Raw genomic sequence first — 23,449 nt, 5'->3', positions numbered from 1 at the left:
CTCCAGGGAAACGACGGAGGACACCCACTCACCACACGGTGTCGCTAGCGGAACAGCTGCTCGCCGATGTACGAGCCCTTCTTCGGGGCCGGCGGGATGGCGAACACGGCGGAACCGATGTGGGCGATGTACTCGTTGAGCCGGTCGACCGCGCCGAGTCGGCGCTGGATCCGGGTGAAGTGCTCCGGGTCGTTCACGTAGGCCGCGAACAGCAGGCCGGCGTCGAGCTGGCCGTACTGGTTCAGTCCGTCCGTGTAGTTGTACGGGCGTCGGAGGATCTTCACGCCGTCGTTGTTCTCGTGCGCCGCGAGCGCCACGTGCGATCTCTCGTCGATCTTGCGGTCGCCCGATGCCGTGCGTGCGTGGAAGTCCGGCGTCGTGTGCTCCGTGCCGCCGGACAGCGGTGCGCCCTCGATCTTGGTGCGGCCGAACACCCGCTGCTGATCGCTGACGACGTCCGCGTCCCAGATCTCGATGTTCATCTGGATCTTCCGGACGACCTGGTAGGTGCCACCGGCCATCCACCCGTCGGCCTCGCCGTCTGGGTCGACCCAGACGAACCGGTCGTACTCCTCGTCGGTGGTGACGTTCCTGGTGCCGTCCTTGAACCCCATCAGGTTCCGCGGCGTGGTCTGCGACGGCCCAGCGGACGCCCGACCGAACCCGAGGACGGTCCAGCGCACCGTCGCGGTGCCGCGGGCCATCCTGGCCAGGTCGCGGATCGCGTGGTACGCGACCTGGGGATCGTCGGCGCACGCCTGCAGCGACAGGTCCCCGCCGCTCAGGCCCTCCTGCAGCCGGTCGCTCGGCAGGGTCGGGATCTGCCGGAGCGCGTCCGGGCGTCGTGACGCGAGCCCGAAGCGCTCGTCGAAGATCCCCGGCCCGAGCCCGACGGTGACCGTCAGGGACGCCGGGCCGAGGTCGAGCGCCTCACCCGTGTCCGCACCGACGCCGTCGCCGTGGGCGGGTTCGACGGAGCCGACGGTCTTGCCCGCCTGCAGCTGCGCGATCGACGCGGACCACCGGGCGAGCAGCACCTGCAGGTCCGTCGCGACCGACGACGACATGTCGAACGTCATGAAGACGCAGTAGCGCTGGGGTGTGGTGCGGATCCCGCCCTGCGGCTGCCGGGCGGCTGTCGCGTAGAAGGGGTGGCTCAGGGACAGGTCGATGGACTCGTCGCCGTTGGTCGCGGCGGCGAACGGGTTGACGCCGGTGGCGATGGTCGCGCCGGCGATCCCGGCAGCCGCGCCGACGCCGGCTCCGGCAGCGGCCAGTCCGGCACCGGCGGCCACGCCGGCGCCGAACAGCCCGCGGCGGGAGAGCGGGGCAGGACCGTCCGTCACGCCGTGGCGACCTTCTCGGCCAGCCGCGACAGCGGGTCCTGCAGTGCCTGGACGCGCTGCGAGATCTCGTTGGCGTGCGCGGACTTGGCGGCGTCGTCCCAGCTGTCGAACCCGCCGAGGTCGTCGGCGTTGCGGAAGCCGTCCATCATGCTGTTCGTCTTGTCGAACTGCGTGGCGATCTGCTTCGTCAGCGTCGGGTCGAGCTTGGTCAGGCCCGGCTTCAGGTACGCGAAGGCCTGACGGGCACCCTCGACGTTCGCAGCGAGGTCGACGAGGTCGATGTGGCTGTACGCCTCTTCCTCGCCGGTGATCTTGTTCGACTGGACCTCCTCGAGCAGCCCGGCCGCACCGTTCGCCAGGTCCTCGGGCTTGTAGTCGAGCGTCGGGACGAGCTTCGCGAGCAGCGTCACATTGGTGGTCAGGTCGGCCGCGTACTGCTTCGTCCCGTCGCTGATGGCACCCGTCTCGAAGAGGTCGCGCTCGACCGCGTGGAAGCCGCTCCAGCCGACGGCGTCGTCGAGGTTCGACGCCCGCATGTCGATCAGGTAGTCCAGGTTGCCGGCGTTGTCGGTCGCCTTGAAGCCCTTCTTCACGAAACCGTCGACGTCGCTCTCGACGTGCTCGTAGTACGGGCGGGCGTTGGCGTAGTCCTTCTTCGCGGCCTCGAGGTTCCCAGCGTCGATGTCCGTCTGCAGCTGCTTGACGGCGGTGACCATGTCGCTCACCTGGGCGTCGACGTACTTCGAGTACCCCGTCGCGCCGGACTTCAGGAGCGTCGCGGCGCTGCTGTTCGCGGTGGAGGCGACCTTGCCGGTGACCGTGAAGTCGGTGAGTTCCTTGTCCGCTCCCGGGCAGTACACCTGGTACTTCCCGCCGCCGAGTGTCGCGGTGAACCGCACGGCGTCGAGCCCTGGTGCGAGGTTCTCCTTCTCGCCGAAGATCCGCTGGTCCTGCAGGAGCTCGACCTCGGTGATGGCGGTCGACGACTCGTTCTTCACGGTGAACGTCACGGGCCCGGCCGGGACCTTCGTGGTCGACACGGCGCACTTGTCCGAGCCGTCGTTCGTCAGCGTGATGGAGACGCGGGAGACCTTCCCGGAGTCCGTGGAGTCGTCCGTCGCGGACGACGACGTGGCCGCGCACCCGGTGAGGGCGAGCGCGGTGACGACACCGAGCGCGCCGAGGGTGGTGAGGGGTCGGACGGTGTGCTTACCGAACGGCATAGTCGGGACTCCTTGCAGGGTCCCCGGCGGGCGGGCCGCGCGCGGGGACGGTTTCGGGGGTGTGGTCGGCGAGCGCCGTCTGACGACGGCGGTCACGGAGTGCGAGGGCGAACTGTGCGGCAGCCGCGATGCCGAGGGCGATCGGCAGCCATGCCTTCCAGAGCGCCAGCTCAGCGGACCGCGTCTCGGCGGCCGCCACGGTCGTGGCGGTCCGCTGGACGCGGGAGTCGGGGACCGCGAACACGCTGCGGTCGATCGTGGTGGTGCGAGCGGACGGGAGGCCCCCACCGCTCAGGGTGAGCACGGAACGTTCCGAGCTGGTCGCGTCCAGGACGCCGCCTGCGACGGTCCAGAGCGTGGTCGTCTCGGAGACGGCCCACTCCGCCCGGAACGGGCCGGGGTTCGTCGACGGCGAGATGCCGACGGGCACGCGGCCGAAGATCCCGACGAGGTCGTCCAGCGTGAGGGTCGTCGGTTCGTCGTCGCTGGTCGGGGTCCCACCGCCCGTGGTGGTCGACCGCCAGCGGTCGGCGGTCAGCCCCGCTCGGATGACCGTGCGGTGGGTCGACGCCGGGAAGTCCACGCGGGTCTGGCTGCCGTTGCCCGTGGTCCGCAGCACCGCCGACGCACCGTGCACCTCTGCGGACACCGAGGTCTGGTCGCCGGTCGTCGCGACGGTCGACGGGACGTGCACGCCGCCGGACGGCACGGCGATCGCGAGTGCGATCGCAGCGACGGCCAGGGTGCTGGCGATGCCGGTGCGGACCACGGGGATCCGTGCCGCCGCCGGCCGCCAGGCACGTGGCCAGAGCGAGATCGCGAGGACCGGGACCACGTAGAGGACCCACCCGAGGACCTCGATCACGCGGGGGTCCGGCGGGATCCCGAGGACGCCGGTGACGAGGGCGCCCTGCACGGAGCCGTTCGGCGCGAGCCAGCTCAGGTCGACGGTGCGCTGCTGCCCGATGACGATCCACCCGGCCTCGTGCGCGCGTCGGAGCACCGTGAGGACGAGCCCGCCGGCGACGAACACCAGGAAGACGCCGGTGCCGGTGAAGAACTTCGACAGGTTCAGCCGGACGCCGCCGGTGTAGATGCCGTAGCCGACGAGGACAGCGGCCGCGATGCCGATCACGGCGCCGAGTGCGGCGAGCCCGGTGTCCGACGACGCCTGGAAGGTCGCGAGGAGGAACACCGCCGTCTCGAAGCCCTCCTTGAGGACGGCGAGGAAGGCCATGCCGGCGAGCGCCCACGCGGTCCCGCGGCCCATCGCCTGTGTCGCGCTCGCCTCGAGCTCCGTCGTCAGGGTCCGCGCGTGGGTGCGCATCCAGACGATCATCCCGGTGACGAAGACGACCGCGACGATGCCGATGACCGCTTCCATGCCCTCCTGCTGGGCCTGCGGGAGCGCCTGCTCGACGATCTGCAGGCCGAAGCCGACGGCCACGCTGAGCAGCACGGCGACCCCGACCCCGAGCCACATCGGCGCGAGCGGGACACGGTTGCGGCGCAGGAAGGCAGCGATGATGCCGACGATGAGCGTGGCTTCGAGGCCTTCACGGAGACCGATGACGAGGGTGGCGAGCATGGCGAAGGCAAGGTTAGCCTTACCTCACCCCTCCCGGCTACCTGTTCGGCGTGGGGTTTGATGGTTCTCATGAACCTGCTCTCCGCCGACGGCCTCGCCGCCGTGACGAACGTGCTCGACCTCGCCGGGGTCTTCGCGTCCGCGCTCCTCGGCGGAGCGGTCGCCCGGACGATGGGGCTCGACCTGTTCGGGTTCCTGGTCGTCGGGTTCGTCTCGGGGCTCGGTGGCGGCATGCTGCGCGACGTGCTGCTGCAGAACGGGCCACCGGTCGCGCTCACCGACCCGCTGTACGTGCCGATCGCGGTCGCCGGTGCGCTCGTCGCCTTCTTCGTGTCGTTCTCCGAGCGTGGGTGGGACCGACTGTTCACGTTCCTCGACGCCGCCGTGATCGGGTTCTGGGCGGTGGTCGGCGTGCAACGGACCTTCGACGCCGGACTCGAGTGGCCGGCGGCGATCATCATGGGCACGATCACCGCGGTCGGCGGCGGCGTCGGCCGGGACCTGCTGCTCCGGCGCGTGCCCGCGGTGTTCGGCGGGAACGCCCTCTACGCCTCCGTGGCGGTCGCCGCCTCGGCGGTGATGGTCGTCGCCTCGGCACTCGGCTCCCCGACCATCGGGATCGTCGCCGCCGTGGTGCTCTCCCTCGTGCTCCGGTGGGGCGCCGTGCGGTGGGGCTGGGGGCTGCCGAACGGTCGCGACTGGCAGCCGCAGTCGACGCTGGCGTCCCTGCTGCGTCGGGGCAAGGGGATCCGTCCGGATGCGATCCGTCTGCTCCGTCGGCCAGGACGGCGCCGGGGCCCTGGGAGTGTGCACACCGAGGACGACGACGCGGACTGAGCGGTTCCGCGTCCGGCCCCTCGGGCGTAGCATCGATCCCGCCGGGTATCGGACCCGGCACACACACCCCGGTCGGACGGCCGGGCACGTGCAGCGCACGGATGGGGACCGACGCGACCCGAACGCGCCGGAACCACCCGTGGTCGCGCGTGATCGGATGCACGGCGCGCCAGGTCCCCCGGCCCACGCGCGATCAGCAGAATGGACGGGTACGACCTCCACGTCTGCCCGGTGCCACCGGGCTCCGTCTGAACCAGGAACAGATGAGCGACGCTGCTTCTCCCGACGACCGCCAGACCTCGGCCAGGACCCCGAGAGCCGAGGTGCGCGAGCGCCTGCTCACCGCCGGTGCCGAGGTCTTCGCCGAACAGGGCGTGCACGAAGCGCGACTCGACGACGTCGCCGCCCGCGCCGGGTTCAGCAAGGGTGCGGTCTACTCGAACTTCTCCTCGAAGGAGGACCTCGTCGCGCAGGTGATGCAGCGCGCGACGAACCTGGTGCTCGGCTCGCTCGACGAACTCGTGCGCGAGGACATCGCCGCCGCCGACATCGGTGACATCGTCCGGGCAGCGTTCGGCCGCCACGACCAGAGCGCGCAGTTCGCCCTGCTGTCCGAGTTCCGCGGCTTCGCGATCCGCCGCCCGGAGCTCATGCCCGAGTTCGTCCGGCAGCGCCGGGTGCTCCAGGACGGCGTGCACCGACTCGTGCTGCTGTGGTTCGGCGCGCACCCGGAGATCGACCCGGGGATGCCGCTCGACGTCTTCTCGACCGCGCTCATCGGCGCGAACGTCGGCATCGTGTTCGACTCCCCCGCGCTCGACGGCGTGAACCCCGGCGAGGTCGTCGCCACCCTCGTCGAGGCCGTCATCCGCCCGCGCTGACCCGAGTCTCGCGCCGCCGCTCCCGAGTCTCGCGCTACGCGGGACGCCGGCGGCGCGGGCCGTCGTGCGACCAGGCGGACGACGGCGTCAGGCTGGGCGGCAGCAGGCGCGACCGGAGCCGCTGCGGGAGCCGGACGGACGCGTCCAGGGCGACCCGTGCCTCCCGGACGATCGCGACGAGCGCCGCCCCGTCGACCGAACCCGCCGGCGCGTAGCGCTCCTGGTCGACCGCGTCGACCGCCGATTCCAGGAACGGCAGCACCGACGTCGGCACCGACGACCGGAGTCGCCCGAGCACGGCGCGCGCGGTCCGGGCGACCGCTGCGGCGTCACCGGGCGGTGCGAGGCCTGGTGCGTACCCGTGGTCGGCGACGTCGTCGAGGAGCTCGCGCCAGGCCGAGACCGCCGGCGACCGGCCGTCGGCCACCGCGGCGAGCCGGGATCGACGGCGGACCGACCGCACGGTCGCCGGTGCGACCAGCACCGCCAACGCGATCAGGATGCCGACCGCGAGCCCCCACGGCCCGTTGCCCGAGCCGCCGGTCGACCCCGCGGCCCCGGGGGCGGCCGAGGCACTCGGCGTCGGGCTCGCGGACGTGGACGGCTCGTTCGACGCGTTCGGTTCCGGCAGCGGCGTGGCGGGGTCGGCCGCGCTCGGCGTCGTCGTCGGCTCCGTGGACGACGTCGCCGCCGAGTCGGAGTCCGGGGTCGGTTCGAAGGCGACCCAGCCGGCGCCCTTGATGTACAGCTCCGGCCACGAGTGCAGCTGCCGGTTCGAGACCGTGTACTCGCCGTCCTCCTGCGTCCCGCCCGCCCGGTACCCGACCGCGATCCGCGACGGGATGCCGAGCGTGCGGGCCATCACGGCCATCGCGGAGGAGAAGTGCACGCAGTACCCCTCCCGCACCTGCAGGAACTTCGCGACGACGTCCATGCTGTCGCCGTCGTAGCCCTGCTCGACGGGGGCGGTCTCGGAGTAGGTGAAGAGGTCGCTGCGGAACCACTCCTCGAGGGTCCTGGCCTTCTCGTAGTCCGTCTCGGCGCTGCCGGCGACACGGGCGGCCGTGGTCGAGATGCTCTTGGGCAGGTCCTTCGGCAGGGCGAGGTCGGTGCGCAGCTGCGCAGTGGACGGCGTCGGGTAACCACGCCCGTCGAACCGGTCGAGCCGTCCGGCGGCGTCGATGGCGTCGAGGTAGGCGTTCGCGAAGGTCGAGGCGCCGTAGACCTCGTACGTCGCCCCGCGCCGGGTCGCCGGGCCCGTGGAGCGCACGGTGTTCGAGTCGCCCATCCACCGCCACTGGTCGAGCTCGAGGTTCGTGGACTGCGACTGGATCGAGACCGCCCCGGACGGCACGGGGAGGTAGTTGCTCGACAGGCCGGTGATGCGGACGGTGACGTCGCCGCGGCTCGCCAACCGCGGGTTGATCCCGACGGCCCACTGCTGCTGGTCGGCGGTCTGGGCGTCGCTGACGTCGGTGACCGTCGGGACCCAGTCCCCCGTCCCGAACTCGTCGAGGTCGGCGAGCTTGAGGTACTCCGGCTGCCCGTCGGACGAGCGGTACCGGAACACCTCGAGCTCGCTCGGCCGACGGAGGTCCTGCCCGAGGTTGAGCAGCGTGCCCGGTCGACCCGGTTGGATCGGCGCCTGGATCGCCCCGGTGACACCGGACAGCCAGCTGGCGTTGAGCGGGATGATCGTCGGCAGCCCCACCGCGACCACGAGCGCGACGGCGCCGATCAGCGTCGCCGGGAACGCCCGCTGCACCGGACGGACCGAGAGCCACAGCAGCGCGAGGAACGCCAGTCCGGTGACGACGACGAGCCCCGTGCTCGCGGGTGTCCCGGTGACGACGCCCGGCACGATGAGGATCACGAGTGCCGGAGCCGCGGCGAGCGCCGCTGCGGGTGCGACCGTCGCGAGGAACAGCGACGCCGCCGCGACCCAGGCGATCGCGACCGTGACGACGAGCCGGATCGGGTCGGTCTGCGGGAGCGGTGCCGGGTTGAGCCGGATCGCCGCGATCGTCTGCCCGAGGGCTCCGTTCCCGTCGATCCACCCGAGCGGTTGGATGTCGTTGACGAGTGCTGCGACGCACGAACACGCGATGAGCGTCGCGACCAGGGCGACGAAGCGGACGCCGGGCGACCGACGGCGGACGGCCAGCACGACGCCGACGAGGACCACGACGATGGCGAGGGCGGACGTCCACCAGGCGATGCCCTGCACGAGCGGGCGGAAGGCCAGCGCGGCGAGCAGGACGGGGACGGGCGCGAGGGCGATCACCCACGGCGACGGTGCGGCGCGGTCGTCCTCGCGGTCGAGGATCTCGCGGACGTCGGCCCGGCCCCTGCTGGCGGGGCGGGTGTCCTGCGCGGTCACCGCAGTGCTCCTGCGCCGGCGACCGGCACGACGAGCGTCCGCCACCCGCCGCGGTCGAGGATCCCGCGCACGACCGGGTCGGGCGGCACGATCGTGGCCAGGATCCCGCGACTGGAACCGCTCGTCGACGACACGAGCTCGGCGGCCTGCTCGGCGGTGCAGTGTCCGGTGACGACGGCGGTCATGCCGTGCACGTCGCGACCACGGACGTCGGGCAGCACGTCCGTCACCCGGCGGGCGTCGCCGCGGACACGGACGTCCGCCAACCCGACGAGCACGTCGGTCAGCCCGCCGGCGTCTCCGGTGTGCCGGGTGTCACCGCCGAGGTCGTCGGTGACGAGCACCACGCGCGAGGTCCGTGCGGCGAGGGCCCGCGCGACGCTCGCAGCGACGACGACCGCGTGCTCGAACGCGGCGTCGCCACCGAGGTCGGCGAGCTCCGCCAGGTCGTCCCGCCCGAGCTGCTGGTACGACTCGCGGCGGACGTCCAGGGCGATCACCGCTTCCGGCGGCTGCGCCTGGGTGGTCTGGCGGACGTGGAGTTCGCCACGACGGGCACTCTGCGCCCAGTGCACGCGGCGGATCGGGTCGCCTGGACGGTACGGGCGGAGTTCACTGTCGTCCGCTGAACCGCCCTGCCCGACACGTCCTTCGTCGGCGGACACCGCGCCCGCGAGCGCGCCCGTGTCCATCGCGGAGAGGGCCGTCGAGGCCGGGACCACCACCACTTCCTCGGGGGCGACCACCGGACGGTCGATGCGCAGCAGGCCGAACGGGTCCTCGACACGGATGGTCACCGGCCCGACGACCGTCCGGCCTCGGTGCATCGCGAGCGCCTCGACGTCGAACACCGCTGGTGGCACCGACGGACCGATCTCGACGAGGGCCTCGGCGTCGGACACGCTCGCGAAGGCGTCCTCGAGCTGTTCGCGCACGAGCAGGGTGGAGCGCGGCCCGATCGGCATCGTCGTCCCGCGCAGGGTGATCCGCTCGCGGTACACCTCGCCGACCTGCACCATCGCGCGTGGGGCCGCTCGGGATCCCCGCAGCGGCGCCGCGACGACGAAGGCCATCGCGATCCCCAGCACGACGAGCACCAGGAGCAGGAGTCCGGCGGACACGGCGACGCTCGTGGTCGCGACGAGTCCGCCGCCGATCAGGCCGATCCCGACCGCGATGACCGACCAGCCGCGGGCGGTCGGCCGGGGGAACGGGGTCCGACGGGCCATCGCCGCCGCACGCTTCGCCCACCGGTCCAGGACCGACCGCGCCGCCCCTGCACGGCGGAGCAGCGTCGAGGTGCCGGGCGGCTGGGACATCAGGACCGGACTGGCGCCGCGGTGAACGGCACCGCGGTCTCCGAGACGACGCGCACGACGATCTCGCGCGCGGTGTCCTCGGCCGTGCCACCGAGCCCGCGGGCGACCGGGACGAGCCGGTGTGCGAGGACGATCGGCGCGAGCTCCGCGACGTCGTCCGGGGTGACGAACGAGCGGCCCTGCAGTGCGGCGTGGGCGCGTGCGGCCTGCGCGAGGTGCAGGGTGGCGCGCGGGCTGGCGCCGAGCACCAGGTCGGGGTGGGTCCTGGTGGCACGGACGATGGCGATGACGTAGGCCTCGACGTCGGGAGCGACGTGCACCTGGCGCACCGACGCGACCATCGCGCGGAGGGTGCCGACGTCGACGATCGGACGGAGCGACGTCAGCGGGTCGCGGCCGCCGCGGTTGGTGAGCATCCGACGTTCGGCTTCGACGCTGGGGTACCCCATCGCGATGCGCGCCATGAACCGGTCGCGCTGCGCCTCTGGCAGCGGGTACGTCCCCTCCATGTCCACGGGGTTCTGCGTCGCGACGATCATGAACGGCGACTCCAGCACGCGGGTGACGCCGTCGACCGTGACCTGGGACTCGGCCATCGCCTCGAGCAGCGCGGACTGGGTCTTCGGGCTGGTCCGGTTGATCTCGTCACCGATGACGACGTTCGCGAACACGGGGCCGGGCGAGAACCGGAACGTGCCGGAGGACTGGTCGAAGATGTTCACGCCGGTGACGTCCGACGGCAGCATGTCCGAGGTGAACTGGATGCGGTTCACCGACCCGCCCACCGATGCGCCGAGCGCCTTCGCGAGCACGGTCTTGCCGACCCCTGGGACGTCCTCCACCAGCAGGTGTCCCTCTGCGAGCATGACCGTCAGCGCCGTGCGGATCGCGTCGGTCTTGCCGTCGACCACCGTGGCGACGGCGGACATGATCGCCGCACCCGCGTCACGGACCTGGTCGACGGGGATGGCGAGGTCGGGGGCGTCCGGCACGCAGGTCTCCTCAGGGGTGGGGACAGTGGTCCGCGCATGCTACATCGGCCCGGTGACAGCGACCGGAGGATGTGTCACCGACCGCGTCCGGGGTGGAGGCTCGACCAGCGTCCGCCGGTCGGCGGACGCTGGTCGAGCCTCCAGTCCGGTGCCCCGCTCAGCCGACGCGCGCCGCCAGCGCTTCGTCCGCAGCGCGCAGCACGCGCGCCGCCACGGCGACGCCTGCTTCGCGCCCGAGCTCGGTGTCCTCGTGCTCGATGTTCACCCACATCTCGGGGTCCACCTCGTGGAGTGCCTCGAGGAACGCGGACCAGTACGCCTCGTCGTGGCCCTTGCCGAGCGCGACGAAGTCCCAGGCGGAGGGCTTCGGCCACTCGTTCGCCCACTCGTCGCCTCCGAGGTTCGTGCGGGGCTCGTCCGGGGACAGTCGGCGGAACGAGTTGTCGAGGACGCCGTTGATCGCCGCGTGCGGGTTGATCCTGACGTCCTTCGCCGCGGCGTGGAAGACGAGCGGACCGAGGTCCCGGACGACCGCGACCGGGTCCATCTGCTGCCAGAACAGGTGCGACGCATCGAGCTCGACGCCGACGTTCGTCAACCCGCCACGCTCGACGAGCTCGCGGATCGTCGCCGGGTTGAAGACGACGTTCTGCGGGTGCAACTCGAGCGCGACCTTGACGCCGTGCTCGCGGGCGAGTGCGTCGATCTCCTGCCAGAACGGGACGGCGACGCTCCACTGGTACTCGAGGACGTCGAGTGCGGCGGAGTTCCAGGCGTTCACGATCCAGTTCGGGCGGACGCCACCGGGCTCCCCGGCCGGCAGGCCCGACATCGTGACGACGCGGTCCTGGCCGAGGCGGGCGGCGAGCCGGATGCTGCGCCGGACGTCCTCGGCGTGGGCGTCCCCGATCGTGCGGTCGGGGTGCAGCGGGTTCCCGTTGCAGTTGAGGCCGGCGATGGACACCCCGGTGCCGTCGAACCGGGCGAGGAAGGCGTCCCGTGCCTGGTCGTCGTCCAGGATGGCGTCGATGTCCGGCACGTGCACCGGGGGCAGGAACCCGCCGGTGTTCAGTTCGATGCCGGTGAGACCGTTCTCCGCGACGGCGCGCAGGGCGTCCGCGAGGGAGCGGTCGTGGAAGATCGCGTTGTACAGACCGAGCTTCATGCGTGCTGCTCCTGCTTCGTCGTCACTGCGTCCCCGTCCGCCTGCGCGGACCGGACCACCGCCTCGAGGACCTCCATGTTGTGCACGCCGTCCTCGAACGTGGCGTTGCGCGGGAGCGGATCGGCGACGCCGGCGACCTCGTCGAGGAACGCGCGCGCCTGGTACTCGAACATCTGGTTCTGGCCCCAGCCGACGCCGGGTGCGTCCATCGCCATACCGCCGGCCACGTAGGGGTGATCCGGCCCGAGGACGACCTGGCGGTACCCTCCGAGGCGGGATCCGTCGGACTGCAGGGCGAGCCCGATCTCCGACGGCCGCTCCTGGTCCCAGCGCGCGGCGCCGCCCTCGCAGAAGACCTCGATCACCAGGCCGTTCGGATGGGCCGTCGCGACGCGGGACACCTCGAGCGAGCCGACCGCGGCACCGTCGCCGAAGCGAGCGCTGAAGGTGGCGTAGTCGTCGTTCTCGACGGCCTGCGTCTCGCCGGTCAGTTCGGCTGCCGCACCCCGGAGTGCGTGTCCGGCGGCGACGGGTCGTTCGGTGATCGTCGTGGTGAAGAGCCCGCCGGTGACGCTCCGGACGTCTCCGGCGAGGAACTCCGCGATGTACGTCAGGTGCGAGCCGACGTCGGCGAGCGCGCCCGATCCGGGAGCGCCGGCGTAACGCCACGAGAACGGGACGTCCGGCGAGGATCCGTAGTCGGTCCAGTAGCGGCCGGAGAGGTGCAGGACCTTCCCGAGGGTGCCGTCCTCGATCAGCTCGCGGATCGCCGCGATGCCCGGTGCGCGTCGGTAAGTGAAGCCGACGCGGGCGATCGTGCCCTGTGCCTCGGCGGCGCGGGCGGCGTCGGCCATCGCGCGGGCGTCCTCGAGCGAGTCGGCCAACGGCTTCTCGCACAGCACGTGCTTCCCGGCGGCGAGGAGCCCCTCGACGATCTCGCGGTGCAGGCGGTTCGCGACGACGACGCTCACCACGTCGATGTCGTCGGCGGCCGCGATCGCCCGCCAGTCGGTGTCGTGCCGCTCGAACCCGAAGCGCTGCGCGGCCTCGGCGGCGAGGGGCTCGTCCACGTCCCCGATCGAGACGAGCCGCACGGGCGGCAGGGTCGGGGCGAACAGTGACGGGGCGTTCCGCCACGCGGCCATGTGGGCCTTGCCCGCCATGCCCGCGCCGATGACGGCGACGCCGATGCTCTCGCGCATGTGCTCTCCTTCGAGCTGGTTCTTCCGGTCCTGGTCCGTCGGGGACCGGTCCGTTCGGTTCTGGAACGTTCCAGAAGGGGTCGGTAGACTGTAGCCCTACCTCCCCATGTCCTGTCAAGGAGCGACCGTGTCGAACCGCCGTCCGCCGACGATCATCGACGTCGCAGCACTCGCGGGCGTCTCGAAGTCGCTGGTCTCGATGGTGATGCGCGACGACCCCGGCGTCTCCGACAGCCGTCGCGCGGCCGTCCTCGCCGCCGCCGCGTCGCTCGGGTACCGGCCGAACCGTGCCGCCGCGATCCTCGCCGGCACCAGGACCCGCACGATCGGCGTCGTCGTCGACGACTTCCGCAACCCCTGGTACGTGCCGATGCTCGACGGCATCCGGTCGACGCTCGCACCACACGGGTTGCGTCTGACGCTCGCCGATGCCGTGGCGAACGCGCACCTCGACAGCTCCCCGTTCGACGACCTCGTGTCGCTCCGGGTCGACGGCGTCATCCTCGGCGCCGAGAGCTCGGTCGACCTCCTCGTCCCCGACGACACCCCCGTGGTCGTCGCCGGCGAGCGCGCGTCCGCACCCCCCGGGCTCGACGTGGTGGCGTCGGACGAAGCCGCAGGCGCACGCATCGCCGTCGACCACCTCGTCGAGCTCGGGCACCGGCACATCGCGCACCTGACCGGCGCCGGCGGTTCGGCAGCAGCGCGACGCGTGTCGACCGTCGCCCGGATGACGTCGTCCGGCGTCGAGCCCCTGGTCCTCGGGGAGGGGCCGACGTCCGAGCAGACCGGGTTCGACGCCGCGCGGGCAGCACTGGCCGTGCACCCGTCCCTGACCGCGCTGTTCGCGGCGAACGACGTGATGGCGATGGGAGCGATCGCCGCTGCGCGACAGGCCGGGCTGCGCGTGCCTGAGGACCTGTCGGTCATCGGCCACGACGAGACCCCGCTCGCGGCGTCGCCCCTGCTGCAGCTCACGACGGTCGACCCGCACAACGACGAGGTCGGACGGCTCGCGGCCGCCCGGCTGATCACCCTCATCGGGGACTCGTCGCGCCCGGCACCGACTCGTGACCTCGTGACGCCCACCCTGGTCGTCCGCAGCACCACCGCTCCCCCGCGGGCGTAGCGCCCCGCGATCGAGTGCGCAGAAACGGGGCCCACTACCCGCCGGACGTCCCCGCTTCCGCGCACTCGATCCCACCGACGCCCACCGGCATCGGCCACCCCGTCAGCGCGGCAAGGACATCGAGTTCAGGGACCACATCGCGACACCGTGCAGCCCGAGCTCCCGCGCGAGCGCCGTCCGCACGCGGTACGACCGGGCGTCCGACCAGTGCAGCTCCCGTCCGTCGTCGAGCTCCGCCGACCACTCCCCGTCGCGGTCCGACCAGACTGCAGCGTCCCCCGCGAGACGCCGTGCAGCTGCCGGCCCCAGCGGCGCGTCACCCGCACCGGGACCCCACGCGTACCCGTACGACGCGATCCCGAGGTCGATCCGGTCCGCGCGGAGCCCTTGCGCCTCGGCAGCGTGCACCACCCGGGTCGCCCAGGGCAGCGCCCCCACCGCGCCGGGCCCGCTCCACGGACCGTGCTGGTCGTACGTCATGAGCACGAACCGGTCCACGTGCTCCGAGAGTCCGCGCAGGTCGTACCCGGTCGCCCGGAACCCGGCCGCCGACGTCGATGCCATCACCGCCATGGAGACCCGCGCGTCGTCGCCGAGCTGATCGCGCACGGCGTCCCGGACCGCGGCGGCGAACGCGACGAGCCCCGCTCGGTCCCGGGCCCGCAGCGACTCGAGGTCGATCTGCACGCCCCGCATCCCGGCGTCGTCGGCGGCGCGGGCGACCTGGCGGGCGACACGACCGCGGTTCTCCGCGGAGGACAGCAGCGCCGTGCCGGCCTGCGGCGAGAAGTCACCGATCGTCGACGAGTAGTTGCTCACGAGGAGCTCGGCCGAACCACCCGCGGCCGACGCCAGTCCGGCCAGTCCGGCGGGAGCCTCGTTCAGGCGCGAGCCGTCGTCCGCGACCGTGACACCGTCGACCCCGATCGTCGTCGCGAGCGGGACGGCGTCGGTGACACGGTCCACCGCGGTCCCGCCGGGTTCGACGTACGCCTCGACCTCGAGCCCCGAACCGGACGCGCATCCGGCGAGCACCAGCCCCGACACGAGGACGGCCACCACGACACCCGCACGACGAACCACCCGGTCACGGTAGCGGGTCAGACGCGCTCGTACTCCAGGCGCTCGACCGCGGTCGCGAGCTCGTCCAGTTCCGGCACGCCGTGCGCCTCGGCCAGCGCTGCCTCGAGCGCGGCGGCGTGGATCGGTGCCGCACGATCGAAGAGCGCGGAGCCGGCATGCGTCAGCTCCGTGTAGAGCCCTCGACGGTCGTCCGCACAGAGCACCCGGGTCAGCAGGGCACGTTCCTCGAGCCGGTTCACGAGCCGCGTCGTCGCACTCGGGCTGAGCGCCGCGGCACGCGCGAGCTGCTGCATCCGCATGTGGAAGCCGTCCTGTCGCCGGAGCGCATCGAGCACCGTGAACTCCACGACGGACAGGTCGACCTCGCGCAGTGCCTGCTCCAGGTGCGACTCGATCAGGCTGTGCAGCGCGCCGAGGGTGCGCCAACCGTGTGCGCGGACCGCGATCGCCGTGTCGTCGATGCTCATGAGGACCTCCCAAGTCGTTGCACACGCAGATAGTTGCTTGCGCACACACCTAGCGTGTGCAACTATTTATCCCGCGCTTGCAACTACCAGCGTACGCGGCATGCCCGCGGCGGACAACAGGAGAGGACCACGCATGCCTGCTGGACTCATCGCACTCGCGCTCGGCGGCTTCGGCATCGGACTGACCGAGTTCGTCATCACCGGACTGCTGCCGGAGGTCGCGGCGGACTTCGGCGTCACCGAGACCACGGCCGGCTGGCTCGTCACGGGCTACGCGCTCGCGGTCATCGTCGGCGCGCTCGGCCTGACCGCCGCCACCACCAGGCTCCCCCGGAAGCCCGTGCTCATCGGACTCCTCGTGCTGTTCGTCATCGGCAACACCCTGTCGGCGCTCGCTCCGACGTACGGCGTGATGATGACCGGCCGTGTCGTCGCCGCGCTCTGCCACGGCGCGTTCTTCGGCATCGGCTCCGTCGTCGCGTCGAACATGGTCGCGCGCGAGAAGCGGGCCTCCGCCGTCGCACTCATGTTCACCGGGCTCACCGCGTCGAACGTGCTCGGCGTCCCCTTCGGCACGTTCCTCGGTCAGGCGATGGGCTGGCGCGCCACCTTCTGGGCGATCGCCGCGATCGGCGTCGTCGCCCTCGTCGGAGTCGCCCTGCTCGTGCCCGCCACGAAGCAGGACGCGGCGCCGTCACTCGGCCGGGAACTCGGGGCGTTCCGCTCCGGCCAGGTGTGGCTGTCGCTCGGCGTCACCGTGCTCGGGTACGGCGGCATGTTCGGCGCCTTCACCTACATCGCGTACACGCTCACCGCCGTCTCGGGCTTCGCGTCGGCCGCGGTCCCGTGGCTGCTCGTCGTCTTCGGTCTGGGCCTGTTCGTCGGCAACTGGGCCGGCGGCCGCCTCGCCGCGAAGTCGATCGACCGGACGCTCCTCGTCGTGCTCGCGAGCCTGACGGTCGTCCTCGCGCTCTTCGCCGCCGTCGCCACGAACCCCGTGCTCACCGTCGTTGCCCTCGTGCTCATGGGTGCGTTCGGCTTCGCCACCGTGCCGGCACTGCAGACCCGCGTGATGCACTACGCGGACCACGCCCCGACCCTGGCGAGCGGCGCGAACATCGCCGCGTTCAACCTCGGCAACGCGTTCGGCGCCTGGATCGGCGGACTGACGATCGCCGCCGGCCTCGGCTACACCTCGCCCATCTGGGCTGGCGCCGCCATCACCCTGGCCGGGCTCGCGCTCGTGGCCGTGGCCGCCGGCGCAGCGCGCCGCGGCGGCGCCGCACGCCCCGTGCGGACCGGGAGCATCCGCACCGTCGGCTGAACCGCGACCAGGTGACGGACTGGAGGCTCGGTGCACGCCCGCACCGAGCCTCCAGTCCGTCTGCCGGTCACGGGACCAACGCCCAGCCGACGCGACTACCGTCACCGGCAGGTGACCCAGCCCCCGGCCGCCGGATCGATCCACAGCCGACCGGAAGCCGTCATGCATCCACCGCTCACCAGAACCGCCCTCCTCGACAGCGCATCCGCGACGACGCGCGGGGACGGGCCGTGTCGATGACTGCGCGAGAAGGCATGCTCTGGACCGAGACGCACGCGGGCCACTGGGAGGGGTGCTCCGGGTCGACGCTCATGGGTGTCATCTCCTGGCACGACGGCTACGCGGTCCGGTCCTCCGGCGGCGAGGTCCACGGGCAGCACAGCACACTCGACAGCGCGAAGGCGCAGCTCGAGGGCTGGATGCGATGGCTCGACTCCACCGACGCGGCCTGAACCCACCCGGACAGCGAAGAAGCCCCGCCGATCGGCGGGGCTTCTGTCCGTGTGCGGAGACGGAGGGATTTGAACCCTCGGTCCCCTCAAAGGGGACTCCACCTTAGCAGGGTGGTGCACTCGGCCGGACTATGCGACGTCTCCATGCGCCCTTGCGGACGCACGCACCACCATACAGGAGGACCGGGGCGGTCTCGACCCGGTGTTTCCCGGCGGGCGCGTCGGGGTGTCCGCCCATGGTCCCCCGAAGTGGGGACACTCGGGGGTTGTCTCCGTGTACCCCGGTCACTAGTCTCATCGGGACGCGGCGATCACGTTCCGGGGCTCGCCCCCGTTGTCGCGACACAGCACCCAGCGTCGCTCCCTGGCCTGGGCCCGGCTCGCCCGATGATCGGCGTCCGCCGAGGAGCGACTCCGCGGGGGCGTGACCACGGTCACGTCCCCGCTTTTTCGTGCGCCCTGGTCCAGCGAAAGCGACAGTCCCGCGGGCCAGCGCGGCCACGCCCCCGCGAGAGCGACAGATTCGCGCGGGCGTTGGGCGGACGGCTGTCGCTTTCGCGGAGCGGGCCGGCCCGCTGACCGCCCGACTACGACCCGAAGGCCTTCGAGCAGGTCTGCTGATCGGCGGACTGGCCCTGCAACCCGTCGATCGTGTCGGACGTCGCGGGAGCGGACGGGGTCGCGGGCGAAGCGGAATCCGAACCGGCGCCGGTCGCGGGCGTCGTGGGATCGGCAGTGGGAGCCGACGGGTCCGCCGCAGGGGTCGAGGGGGTCGCGGCGGCGCTCGGGTCCGCCTCGGACCCGATGCCCGTGCTGCCGGCACCGAGCGAGAACGACTGATCGGCCTTGATCTTCTCGAACAGCTGGTCGGCGAGGTACTTCGTCGGCTGCACCTTCCCCGCGTAGACGCCCGTGCCACCGGTCGTCCCCGGGTACTGCACGAAGTTCACCTGGTCGAGGGGCAGGTCCTGCAGCGCCCGCCCCATCTGCACCATCGTCCCGGCGTCGTTGAGACTCTGCGAGAGCTGCATGTTGGACGCCGCCGCCCGCGCGAGCTTGTACAGCGTCGCGGGCGAGGTCAGGGTCTGGTTCGACTTCACCGTCCGCAGGAGCGACGACAGGAACACCTGCTGCGAGCTGATGCGACCGAGGTCGGAGCCGTCGCCGACACCGTGCCGCGTGCGGAGGAACTCGAGCGCCTGGGAGCCCTGCAGGGTGGTGGTCCCGGCCGGCAGGTCGAGCCCGGTGTAGCGGTCGTGGATCGGCGACGCCACACACACCGGCACGCCGCCGATGGCGTTGGACATCTCGATGACGCCGTTGAAGGACACCGCTGCGGAGTACTGCACGTCGAGCCCGGTCAGGCCCTGCACCGTCTGCACGACGCAGTTCAGGCCCCCTTCACCCCACGCGCTGTTGATCGGCTGCGCGGCCATCGCCGGCGTCGAACCGGAGCCGTCTGGCTTCTCGCACGCCGGGATCGGCGTGATGAGGTCACGCGGGATGCTCACCGCCGTCGCGTTCGTGTGGTCCGCGGAGACGTGCAGCAGGATGTTGACGTCGTTGAGGGTCGCGTCCCGCTCGCCGTACTGGGTTCCCTGCTCCGGGTCGTTGTCGGTGCCGACCACCAGCATGTTGAAGCCACCCTTGTAGGCGCTGAGCGCGTCGCCGCCGCTCTTCGCCTCGGCAACGGGCTGCCCCTGGATCTGCACGCCCTCGCCGAAGTCGTCGGTGACCTGCTTCGCCGCGATGGCCGCGACCGACGCGGAACTGATGAGGGCGACCGCGACCACCCCGGAGAGGACCTTGGCGACCGTGCCGAACGGGGAACGGCGACGCAGACGTCCGTGACGGGCGATCCCGCTGGCTCGGTTGAGTCGGTGGGATCGATCACGAACGTCGTTCACGGGCACTCCTGTCGTCGGCGGACACGATGGCGGCGCCGTCCTGATCGACGCCACGGTGGCCCCGCACGGCGCCGGACCGAGTCTGGTCGGGGGCGCGGGGACGGCAACCGGTCAAGGCTGCCACAGGACCGCCTGACGTTTCAGTGTGCAACCAGCGCGAATCCTCGGTGAAGCCCGTCTTCGTGGGTCAGCCGCCGGCCGCGACCGCGCAGGTCTTCTGCTTCGCCGTCTGCCCGGTGACACCCGGCATGTCCTGGGGCGCCGACGATTCCTTCGCCGACGACTGGTCGACGGCGGGAGCAGCAGCACTCGCGGATGCGTCGCGGTCCGTCGCACCGCGCCCCGTGGAACCGGCGTCCAGCCGGAACGGCCGGTCAGCGCGGACGGCTCGCATCAGGCGGTCGGCCGTGGCCTGCTCGGGGACGACCTTGCCGGGGAACGACGGGTCATCGACGCTGCCGGGGTACTGCACGAAGGTGATCCGGTCGAGCCCGATCCCCTCGAATGCTCCGGCCATGTCGACCATCGTCGAGGGCTTCGCGAGCGAGGTGGACAGGGTGATGTTCTTCGACGCGGTCTTCGCGAGGCCGTAGAGCTTCGACGGGTCCCCGAGCGTGCCCTCGCTCTTCACCTTGCGCATCAGGGACGACAGGAACTGCTGCAGGCTCGAGATCCGTGCGAGGTCGCTCCCGTCACCGACGCCGTGCCGGTCGCGCAGGAACGCGAGTGCCGTCTTGCCCGACACCGTGTGTTCCCCCGCCGAGAGCCGCAGCCCCGTGTAGGGATCGTCGACCGCGTCCGTCACGCACACCGGGACCCCGCCGACGGCGTCAGACATCCGGATCACGCCGGCGAAGCTCACCTGGGCCGCGTACGGGATCTCCATGCCGGTGACCTGCTCGACCGTCTGCACGACGCACTGCATCCCGCCTCGGCCGTACGCCTGGTTGATCGGGGTGTCCTCGACGGCCGGTGATCCGCCGCACGCGGGCTGGTCGACGACGAGGTCACGGGGGAAGCTCACGGCGACCGCCTGGGTGTGGTCGGCCGAGACGTGGAGCAGGACGTTCGAGTCGTTGAGCGTCGCACCGCGTTCGCCGTACGCCGTCCCCTGCGCCGGGTCGTTGTCGGCGCCGATCGCCAGCACGTTGAAGGCCCCGTCGGTCGACCCACCGTCACCGCCGACGTCGACCGCGCGCTGCAGGAACCCGTGGCCGACGTCGTACGCGGCGTACGCCGAGAGCGAGGTCGCGCTCACCAGTGCGACGGCGACAGCGATGCCGACACCGGAGAGCAGCCGTGCGACACCGAGGTCACGTGGACGGCGCCCGTGTCGGGCACCGCTCACGCGGTACCCGGGGCCGGACAGCACCCTGGGGCGCCGACGCGCGTCGAGCACGTCGTCGAACCGCACGCGAGCGGCGTCGGGACCATCGGGATCGGTCACGGGCGGACTCCCTCCGAGCAGCCTCGGGTCCAGGCCGCTCGCCGGGGGACGATACCCGAGCCGGGTCACCCCGCCGCGGAGGCGGATCGGCTCGGCGTGCCTCGTTCGGGGGTCACGGCGTGCCGCACCCCCGGAGTCCGACCACACCGAGCACGACCACGCCGACACCGAGCACGACCGCACCGAGCCCGACAGCAGCGAGACCGATCATGCGGGAACCGCTGCGCGGAACCGATCGGGCAGCGTGATGAGACACCCCCCGAGCTCGCAGACGAGACGAGTGCACTCCTCGAGGTCTTCCCGCCCCGCAGCGACCCGGGCGGCATCGACGAGCCCCTGCCGATGTCGTCGGTCCACCACGGCGTCGATGCCGTTCGCCAGGGCGACGTCGTCCGTGTAGAACATGTCGAGCACCGGGCGCTGCGCCGCCACCCAGTCCGCACTGACCGACGACCCGGCACGGCGGAGCAACCACGCGGCGAGCTCGACGAACGATCCCGCCTCGGTCATGCAGTCGCGGATCCAGAACGGGTCGAACCGCTCGGTCGTGGCATCGGCCACCGACGGCGGCTCGGCGAGCATCGTGCACGTGACGCGGATCCGTTCCTTCATCTGGTCGAGCGACCACTGCGCGATGACGACACCCACGTACCGCTGGACGGACACCAGCCGCAGCGCTTCGAGCGGGACGAGCGCTTCGCGCACCGGCGTCCGGGAGACGTGCATGTCGTCGGCCAGGTTGTCGAGCCGCAGACGCTGCCCACGCCGGTACTCACCACGCAGGATCCGGTCCATCAGCCGCAGGAACACGGCATCGCGGAGCAGGCTGCGCGGGACGCCGAGCGGATCGAGTGAACCGCTCTGCACACGCGCAACCGGATGTTCGTCGTACCCCATGCGACGACCTTCACGCACGGACGACACCACCAGCGATCAGCGGCCCCGATCGGTGGAGCGACCCACCGACCACCAGGCTGTGGAGGGCACGGCTCCCGATCACCTCGTCTTGCATCACAGCACTCCCATGTCTCCGAGACCCCGGGCTGGGGTCGCTGGGATGACGATGGCAGGGGTGCGGATCAGGCGCTAAACATTCCGGATTCCGTGTATCACTTGCGGGACTTCTCCTCTTCCTCCGCTGCGATCACCGACAGCGGCTGGGTCACGTCCTCGAGCCCCTTCCGCGCGGCGTCCACGCCGAAGATGAGCGCGACCACACCTCCTGCGATCATCACCCCGGCGCCGAGCAGGTACCCCCAGAACAACGGCTCACGCGACGACCCGTCCCCGATGAACGCGCCGTAGATCGCCGGCGCGATCGCACCGAAGATCTGCGCGAGCGCGAAGAAGTACGAGATCGCCTGCGACCGCAGTTCGAGCGGGAAGATCTCGCTCACGGTAAGGTACGCACTCGACGCCCCGGCCGAGGCGAAGAAGAACGAGATGCACCAGAAGATCACCTGCACGGTCGCCGAGATCGCGTCGGCGCGGAAGAGGAACGCCGACACCGCGAGCACGAGTCCGGAGACCAAGTAGGTGCTGAAGATCATCTGCCGACGGCCCCACGTGTCGAACAGCCGCCCGAGGATCAGCGGCCCGAGCAGGTTGCCGATCGCGAAGGGGAAGAAGTAGACCGCCGTCTGCGACGTCTTCAGGCCGAAGAAGTTCGTGAGCACCAGCGCGTAGGTGAAGAAGATCGCGTTGTAGAGGAACGCCTGCGTGATCATCATCGTCGCGCCGACCAGCGTCCGCGTCGGGTACTGCCGGAAGAGGACCTTCACGATCGTCGTGAACCGGACGCGGTCCATCGGCGTGACCGACATCGCCTTGGACCGGTCGACGTCCGGCAGCTTCTGCCCCGTGCTGCGCTCGACCGACTCCTCGATCCGCGTCAGCGTGGCGTCCGCCTCCTCTTCTCGCCCGTGGGTCATCAACCACCGCGGACTCTCCGGGATGTGTCGCCGCAGGAAGATGATCGCGATGCCGAGCACCGGGCCGAGGAAGAACCCGATGCGCCAGCCGACGTTCTCGGCGAAGAGCGACGGGTCGAGCAGGTAGATGTTCGCGAAGGCACCGAGGGCCGCACCGCCCCAGTAGGTGCCGTTGATGGCGATGTCGACGTGGCCGCGGTACTTCGACGGGATGAGCTCGTCGATCGCGGAGTTGATCGCGGCGTACTCGCCGCCGATCCCGAGTCCCGCCACGAACCGGAAGGCCGCGAGGAACCAGAAGTCCTGCGCGAAGCCGGCGATACCGGAGCCGATGAGGTAGATCGCGAGCGTCAGGATGAAGAGCTTCCGCCGGCCGAGTCGGTCGGACATCCGCCCGAACACCAGCGCTCCGACCACCTGGCCGACCAGGTAGATCGTGCCGAGCGAGGTCACCTGCTGCGTGGAGAGGTTCAGGTCCGCTTGGAACCCGGCGTTCGAGACGATCTGGATCTCGAGGCCGTCGAGGACCCAGGAGACCCCGAGGCCCACCACGACACTCCAGTGGAACCGTGTCCACGGGAGTCTGTCCATCCTGGCCGGTACCAGGCTCGTGATCGTTCCGGAGGGGTTCGCGCTGCTCACGAAGGGGAACCGTACGCCGAGAACGCGGCGGTTGTTCGGCCCCGGAACGAACGGCGATCCGGGCGCGGAGCCGGATCCCCCTATTCGAATCCGGCTCCGACGCCGGAAGGACAATCATTGCAATCGCTATGAAT

At 71.4% G+C, this 23,449-nt stretch carries 19 protein-coding genes and 1 tRNA gene; 5 read left to right on the top strand and 15 right to left on the bottom strand.

From position 1 onward, the window contains the following. Positions 1-44: 44 nt before the first annotated feature. From ACEN9V_RS16620 to efeU, 3 genes are read right to left on the bottom strand one after another with little or no spacing between them, the layout of a single operon-like run. A complete protein-coding gene (locus ACEN9V_RS16620) occupies positions 45-1,346 on the bottom strand; it encodes a Dyp-type peroxidase (RefSeq protein WP_413601239.1) in 1,302 nt (433 codons plus the stop codon). Continuing rightward, the gene (gene efeO / locus ACEN9V_RS16615) at positions 1,343-2,569 is read right to left on the bottom strand and encodes an iron uptake system protein EfeO (protein WP_413601238.1); all 1,227 of its coding nucleotides are present in this window, start codon (positions 2,567-2,569) and stop codon (positions 1,343-1,345) included. The genes ACEN9V_RS16620 and efeO overlap by 4 nt, the downstream gene beginning before the upstream one ends. Continuing rightward, complete coding sequence (efeU, locus tag ACEN9V_RS16610; protein ID WP_413601237.1) at positions 2,556-4,157, bottom strand: iron uptake transporter permease EfeU; 1,602 nt, start codon at positions 4,155-4,157, stop codon at positions 2,556-2,558. Before efeU ends, efeO begins: the two co-directional genes overlap by 14 nt. Positions 4,158-4,226: 69 nt before the next feature. Here efeU and ACEN9V_RS16605 point away from each other — a divergent pair, with 69 nt between their 5' ends. Then, positions 4,227-4,994, top strand: coding sequence for a trimeric intracellular cation channel family protein (locus tag ACEN9V_RS16605; RefSeq protein WP_281265492.1), 768 nt, complete (start codon positions 4,227-4,229; stop codon positions 4,992-4,994). A 263-nt stretch (positions 4,995-5,257) separates the two neighbouring features. Then, positions 5,258-5,875 carry a TetR/AcrR family transcriptional regulator gene (locus ACEN9V_RS16600; protein WP_402730083.1) on the top strand — a complete coding sequence of 206 codons (618 nt, stop codon included), beginning with the start codon at positions 5,258-5,260 and terminating at the stop codon, positions 5,873-5,875. A gap of 34 nt (positions 5,876-5,909) precedes the next feature. Here ACEN9V_RS16600 and ACEN9V_RS16595 read toward each other — a convergent pair whose 3' ends face one another. The 5 genes from ACEN9V_RS16595 to ACEN9V_RS16575 all read right to left on the bottom strand — a co-directional run bounded on the left by ACEN9V_RS16595 (position 5,910) and on the right by ACEN9V_RS16575 (position 12,933). Then, a complete protein-coding gene (locus ACEN9V_RS16595; protein WP_413601236.1) occupies positions 5,910-8,255 on the bottom strand; it encodes a transglutaminaseTgpA domain-containing protein in 2,346 nt (781 codons plus the stop codon). Beyond that, positions 8,252-9,574, bottom strand: a complete 1,323-nt coding sequence (locus ACEN9V_RS16590; protein WP_413601235.1) for a DUF58 domain-containing protein — start codon at positions 9,572-9,574, stop codon at positions 8,252-8,254. Before ACEN9V_RS16590 ends, ACEN9V_RS16595 begins: the two co-directional genes overlap by 4 nt. Continuing rightward, positions 9,574-10,566, bottom strand: coding sequence for an AAA family ATPase (locus ACEN9V_RS16585; protein WP_413601234.1), 993 nt, complete (start codon positions 10,564-10,566; stop codon positions 9,574-9,576). The genes ACEN9V_RS16590 and ACEN9V_RS16585 overlap by 1 nt, the downstream gene beginning before the upstream one ends. A gap of 157 nt (positions 10,567-10,723) precedes the next feature. Then, the gene (locus ACEN9V_RS16580; protein ID WP_413601233.1) at positions 10,724-11,731 is read right to left on the bottom strand and encodes a sugar phosphate isomerase/epimerase family protein; all 1,008 of its coding nucleotides are present in this window, start codon (positions 11,729-11,731) and stop codon (positions 10,724-10,726) included. Then, positions 11,728-12,933, bottom strand: coding sequence for a Gfo/Idh/MocA family protein (locus ACEN9V_RS16575; RefSeq protein WP_413601232.1), 1,206 nt, complete (start codon positions 12,931-12,933; stop codon positions 11,728-11,730). Before ACEN9V_RS16575 ends, ACEN9V_RS16580 begins: the two co-directional genes overlap by 4 nt. Positions 12,934-13,060: 127 nt before the next feature. Here ACEN9V_RS16575 and ACEN9V_RS16570 point away from each other — a divergent pair, with 127 nt between their 5' ends. Beyond that, positions 13,061-14,062: a LacI family DNA-binding transcriptional regulator gene (locus tag ACEN9V_RS16570; protein ID WP_413601231.1), complete on the top strand. Its 1,002-nt coding sequence runs from the start codon at positions 13,061-13,063 to the stop codon at positions 14,060-14,062. 102 nt (positions 14,063-14,164) lie between these two features. Here the strand turns inward: ACEN9V_RS16570 and ACEN9V_RS16565 are convergent, their stop codons facing one another. Next, positions 14,165-15,145 carry a glycosyl hydrolase family 18 protein gene (locus tag ACEN9V_RS16565; RefSeq protein ID WP_413601230.1) on the bottom strand — a complete coding sequence of 327 codons (981 nt, stop codon included), beginning with the start codon at positions 15,143-15,145 and terminating at the stop codon, positions 14,165-14,167. A gap of 17 nt (positions 15,146-15,162) precedes the next feature. Further along, positions 15,163-15,612 (bottom strand): MarR family winged helix-turn-helix transcriptional regulator, encoded by a 450-nt coding sequence (locus ACEN9V_RS16560; protein ID WP_281265500.1) that lies wholly within the window; start codon positions 15,610-15,612, stop codon positions 15,163-15,165. 133 nt (positions 15,613-15,745) lie between these two features. On the opposite strand from ACEN9V_RS16560, the gene ACEN9V_RS16555 reads away from it, so the two are divergent. Together ACEN9V_RS16555 and ACEN9V_RS16550 are read left to right on the top strand one after the other, a co-directional pair. After that, positions 15,746-16,936 (top strand): MFS transporter, encoded by a 1,191-nt coding sequence (locus tag ACEN9V_RS16555; RefSeq protein WP_413601229.1) that lies wholly within the window; start codon positions 15,746-15,748, stop codon positions 16,934-16,936. 236 nt (positions 16,937-17,172) lie between these two features. After that, positions 17,173-17,388: a hypothetical protein gene (locus tag ACEN9V_RS16550; RefSeq protein WP_413601228.1), complete on the top strand. Its 216-nt coding sequence runs from the start codon at positions 17,173-17,175 to the stop codon at positions 17,386-17,388. Positions 17,389-17,442: 54 nt separating this feature from the next. On the opposite strand, the gene ACEN9V_RS16545 is transcribed toward ACEN9V_RS16550, so the two are convergent. The 5 genes from ACEN9V_RS16545 to ACEN9V_RS16525 all read right to left on the bottom strand — a co-directional run bounded on the left by ACEN9V_RS16545 (position 17,443) and on the right by ACEN9V_RS16525 (position 23,315). Then, positions 17,443-17,532, bottom strand: a tRNA-Ser gene (locus tag ACEN9V_RS16545). A gap of 443 nt (positions 17,533-17,975) precedes the next feature. Then, a complete protein-coding gene (locus tag ACEN9V_RS16540; protein WP_413601227.1) occupies positions 17,976-19,295 on the bottom strand; it encodes an LCP family protein in 1,320 nt (439 codons plus the stop codon). Between the two features lie 187 nt (positions 19,296-19,482). Further along, positions 19,483-20,742: an LCP family protein gene (locus ACEN9V_RS16535; RefSeq protein WP_413601226.1), complete on the bottom strand. Its 1,260-nt coding sequence runs from the start codon at positions 20,740-20,742 to the stop codon at positions 19,483-19,485. Between the two features lie 207 nt (positions 20,743-20,949). Further along, positions 20,950-21,639: a GntR family transcriptional regulator gene (locus tag ACEN9V_RS16530; protein ID WP_413601225.1), complete on the bottom strand. Its 690-nt coding sequence runs from the start codon at positions 21,637-21,639 to the stop codon at positions 20,950-20,952. Between the two features lie 212 nt (positions 21,640-21,851). Continuing rightward, complete coding sequence (locus ACEN9V_RS16525) at positions 21,852-23,315, bottom strand: MFS transporter (RefSeq protein WP_413601224.1); 1,464 nt, start codon at positions 23,313-23,315, stop codon at positions 21,852-21,854. Positions 23,316-23,449 lie beyond the last annotated feature (134 nt).

Source organism: Curtobacterium sp. Curtsp57 (assembly GCF_047324335.1).
Taxonomy (GTDB): domain Bacteria; phylum Actinomycetota; class Actinomycetes; order Actinomycetales; family Microbacteriaceae; genus Curtobacterium.
The sequence above is the reverse complement of the archived record's forward strand: the minus strand, read 5'-3'. Positions and strand labels throughout refer to the sequence as shown.

Coding starts and splice junctions, on each gene's coding strand:
- efeO (WP_413601238.1), bottom strand. CDS start 2,569: ATGCCGTTCGGTAAGCACACCGTCCGACCCCTCACCACCCTCGGCGCG.
- efeU (WP_413601237.1), bottom strand. CDS start 4,157: ATGCTCGCCACCCTCGTCATCGGTCTCCGTGAAGGCCTCGAAGCCACG.
- ACEN9V_RS16605 (WP_281265492.1), top strand. CDS start 4,227: ATGAACCTGCTCTCCGCCGACGGCCTCGCCGCCGTGACGAACGTGCTC.
- ACEN9V_RS16600 (WP_402730083.1), top strand. CDS start 5,258: ATGAGCGACGCTGCTTCTCCCGACGACCGCCAGACCTCGGCCAGGACC.
- ACEN9V_RS16590 (WP_413601235.1), bottom strand. CDS start 9,574: ATGTCCCAGCCGCCCGGCACCTCGACGCTGCTCCGCCGTGCAGGGGCG.
- ACEN9V_RS16580 (WP_413601233.1), bottom strand. CDS start 11,731: ATGAAGCTCGGTCTGTACAACGCGATCTTCCACGACCGCTCCCTCGCG.
- ACEN9V_RS16575 (WP_413601232.1), bottom strand. CDS start 12,933: ATGCGCGAGAGCATCGGCGTCGCCGTCATCGGCGCGGGCATGGCGGGC.
- ACEN9V_RS16560 (WP_281265500.1), bottom strand. CDS start 15,612: ATGAGCATCGACGACACGGCGATCGCGGTCCGCGCACACGGTTGGCGC.
- ACEN9V_RS16555 (WP_413601229.1), top strand. CDS start 15,746: ATGCCTGCTGGACTCATCGCACTCGCGCTCGGCGGCTTCGGCATCGGA.
- ACEN9V_RS16550 (WP_413601228.1), top strand. CDS start 17,173: ATGACTGCGCGAGAAGGCATGCTCTGGACCGAGACGCACGCGGGCCAC.
- ACEN9V_RS16530 (WP_413601225.1), bottom strand. CDS start 21,639: ATGGGGTACGACGAACATCCGGTTGCGCGTGTGCAGAGCGGTTCACTC.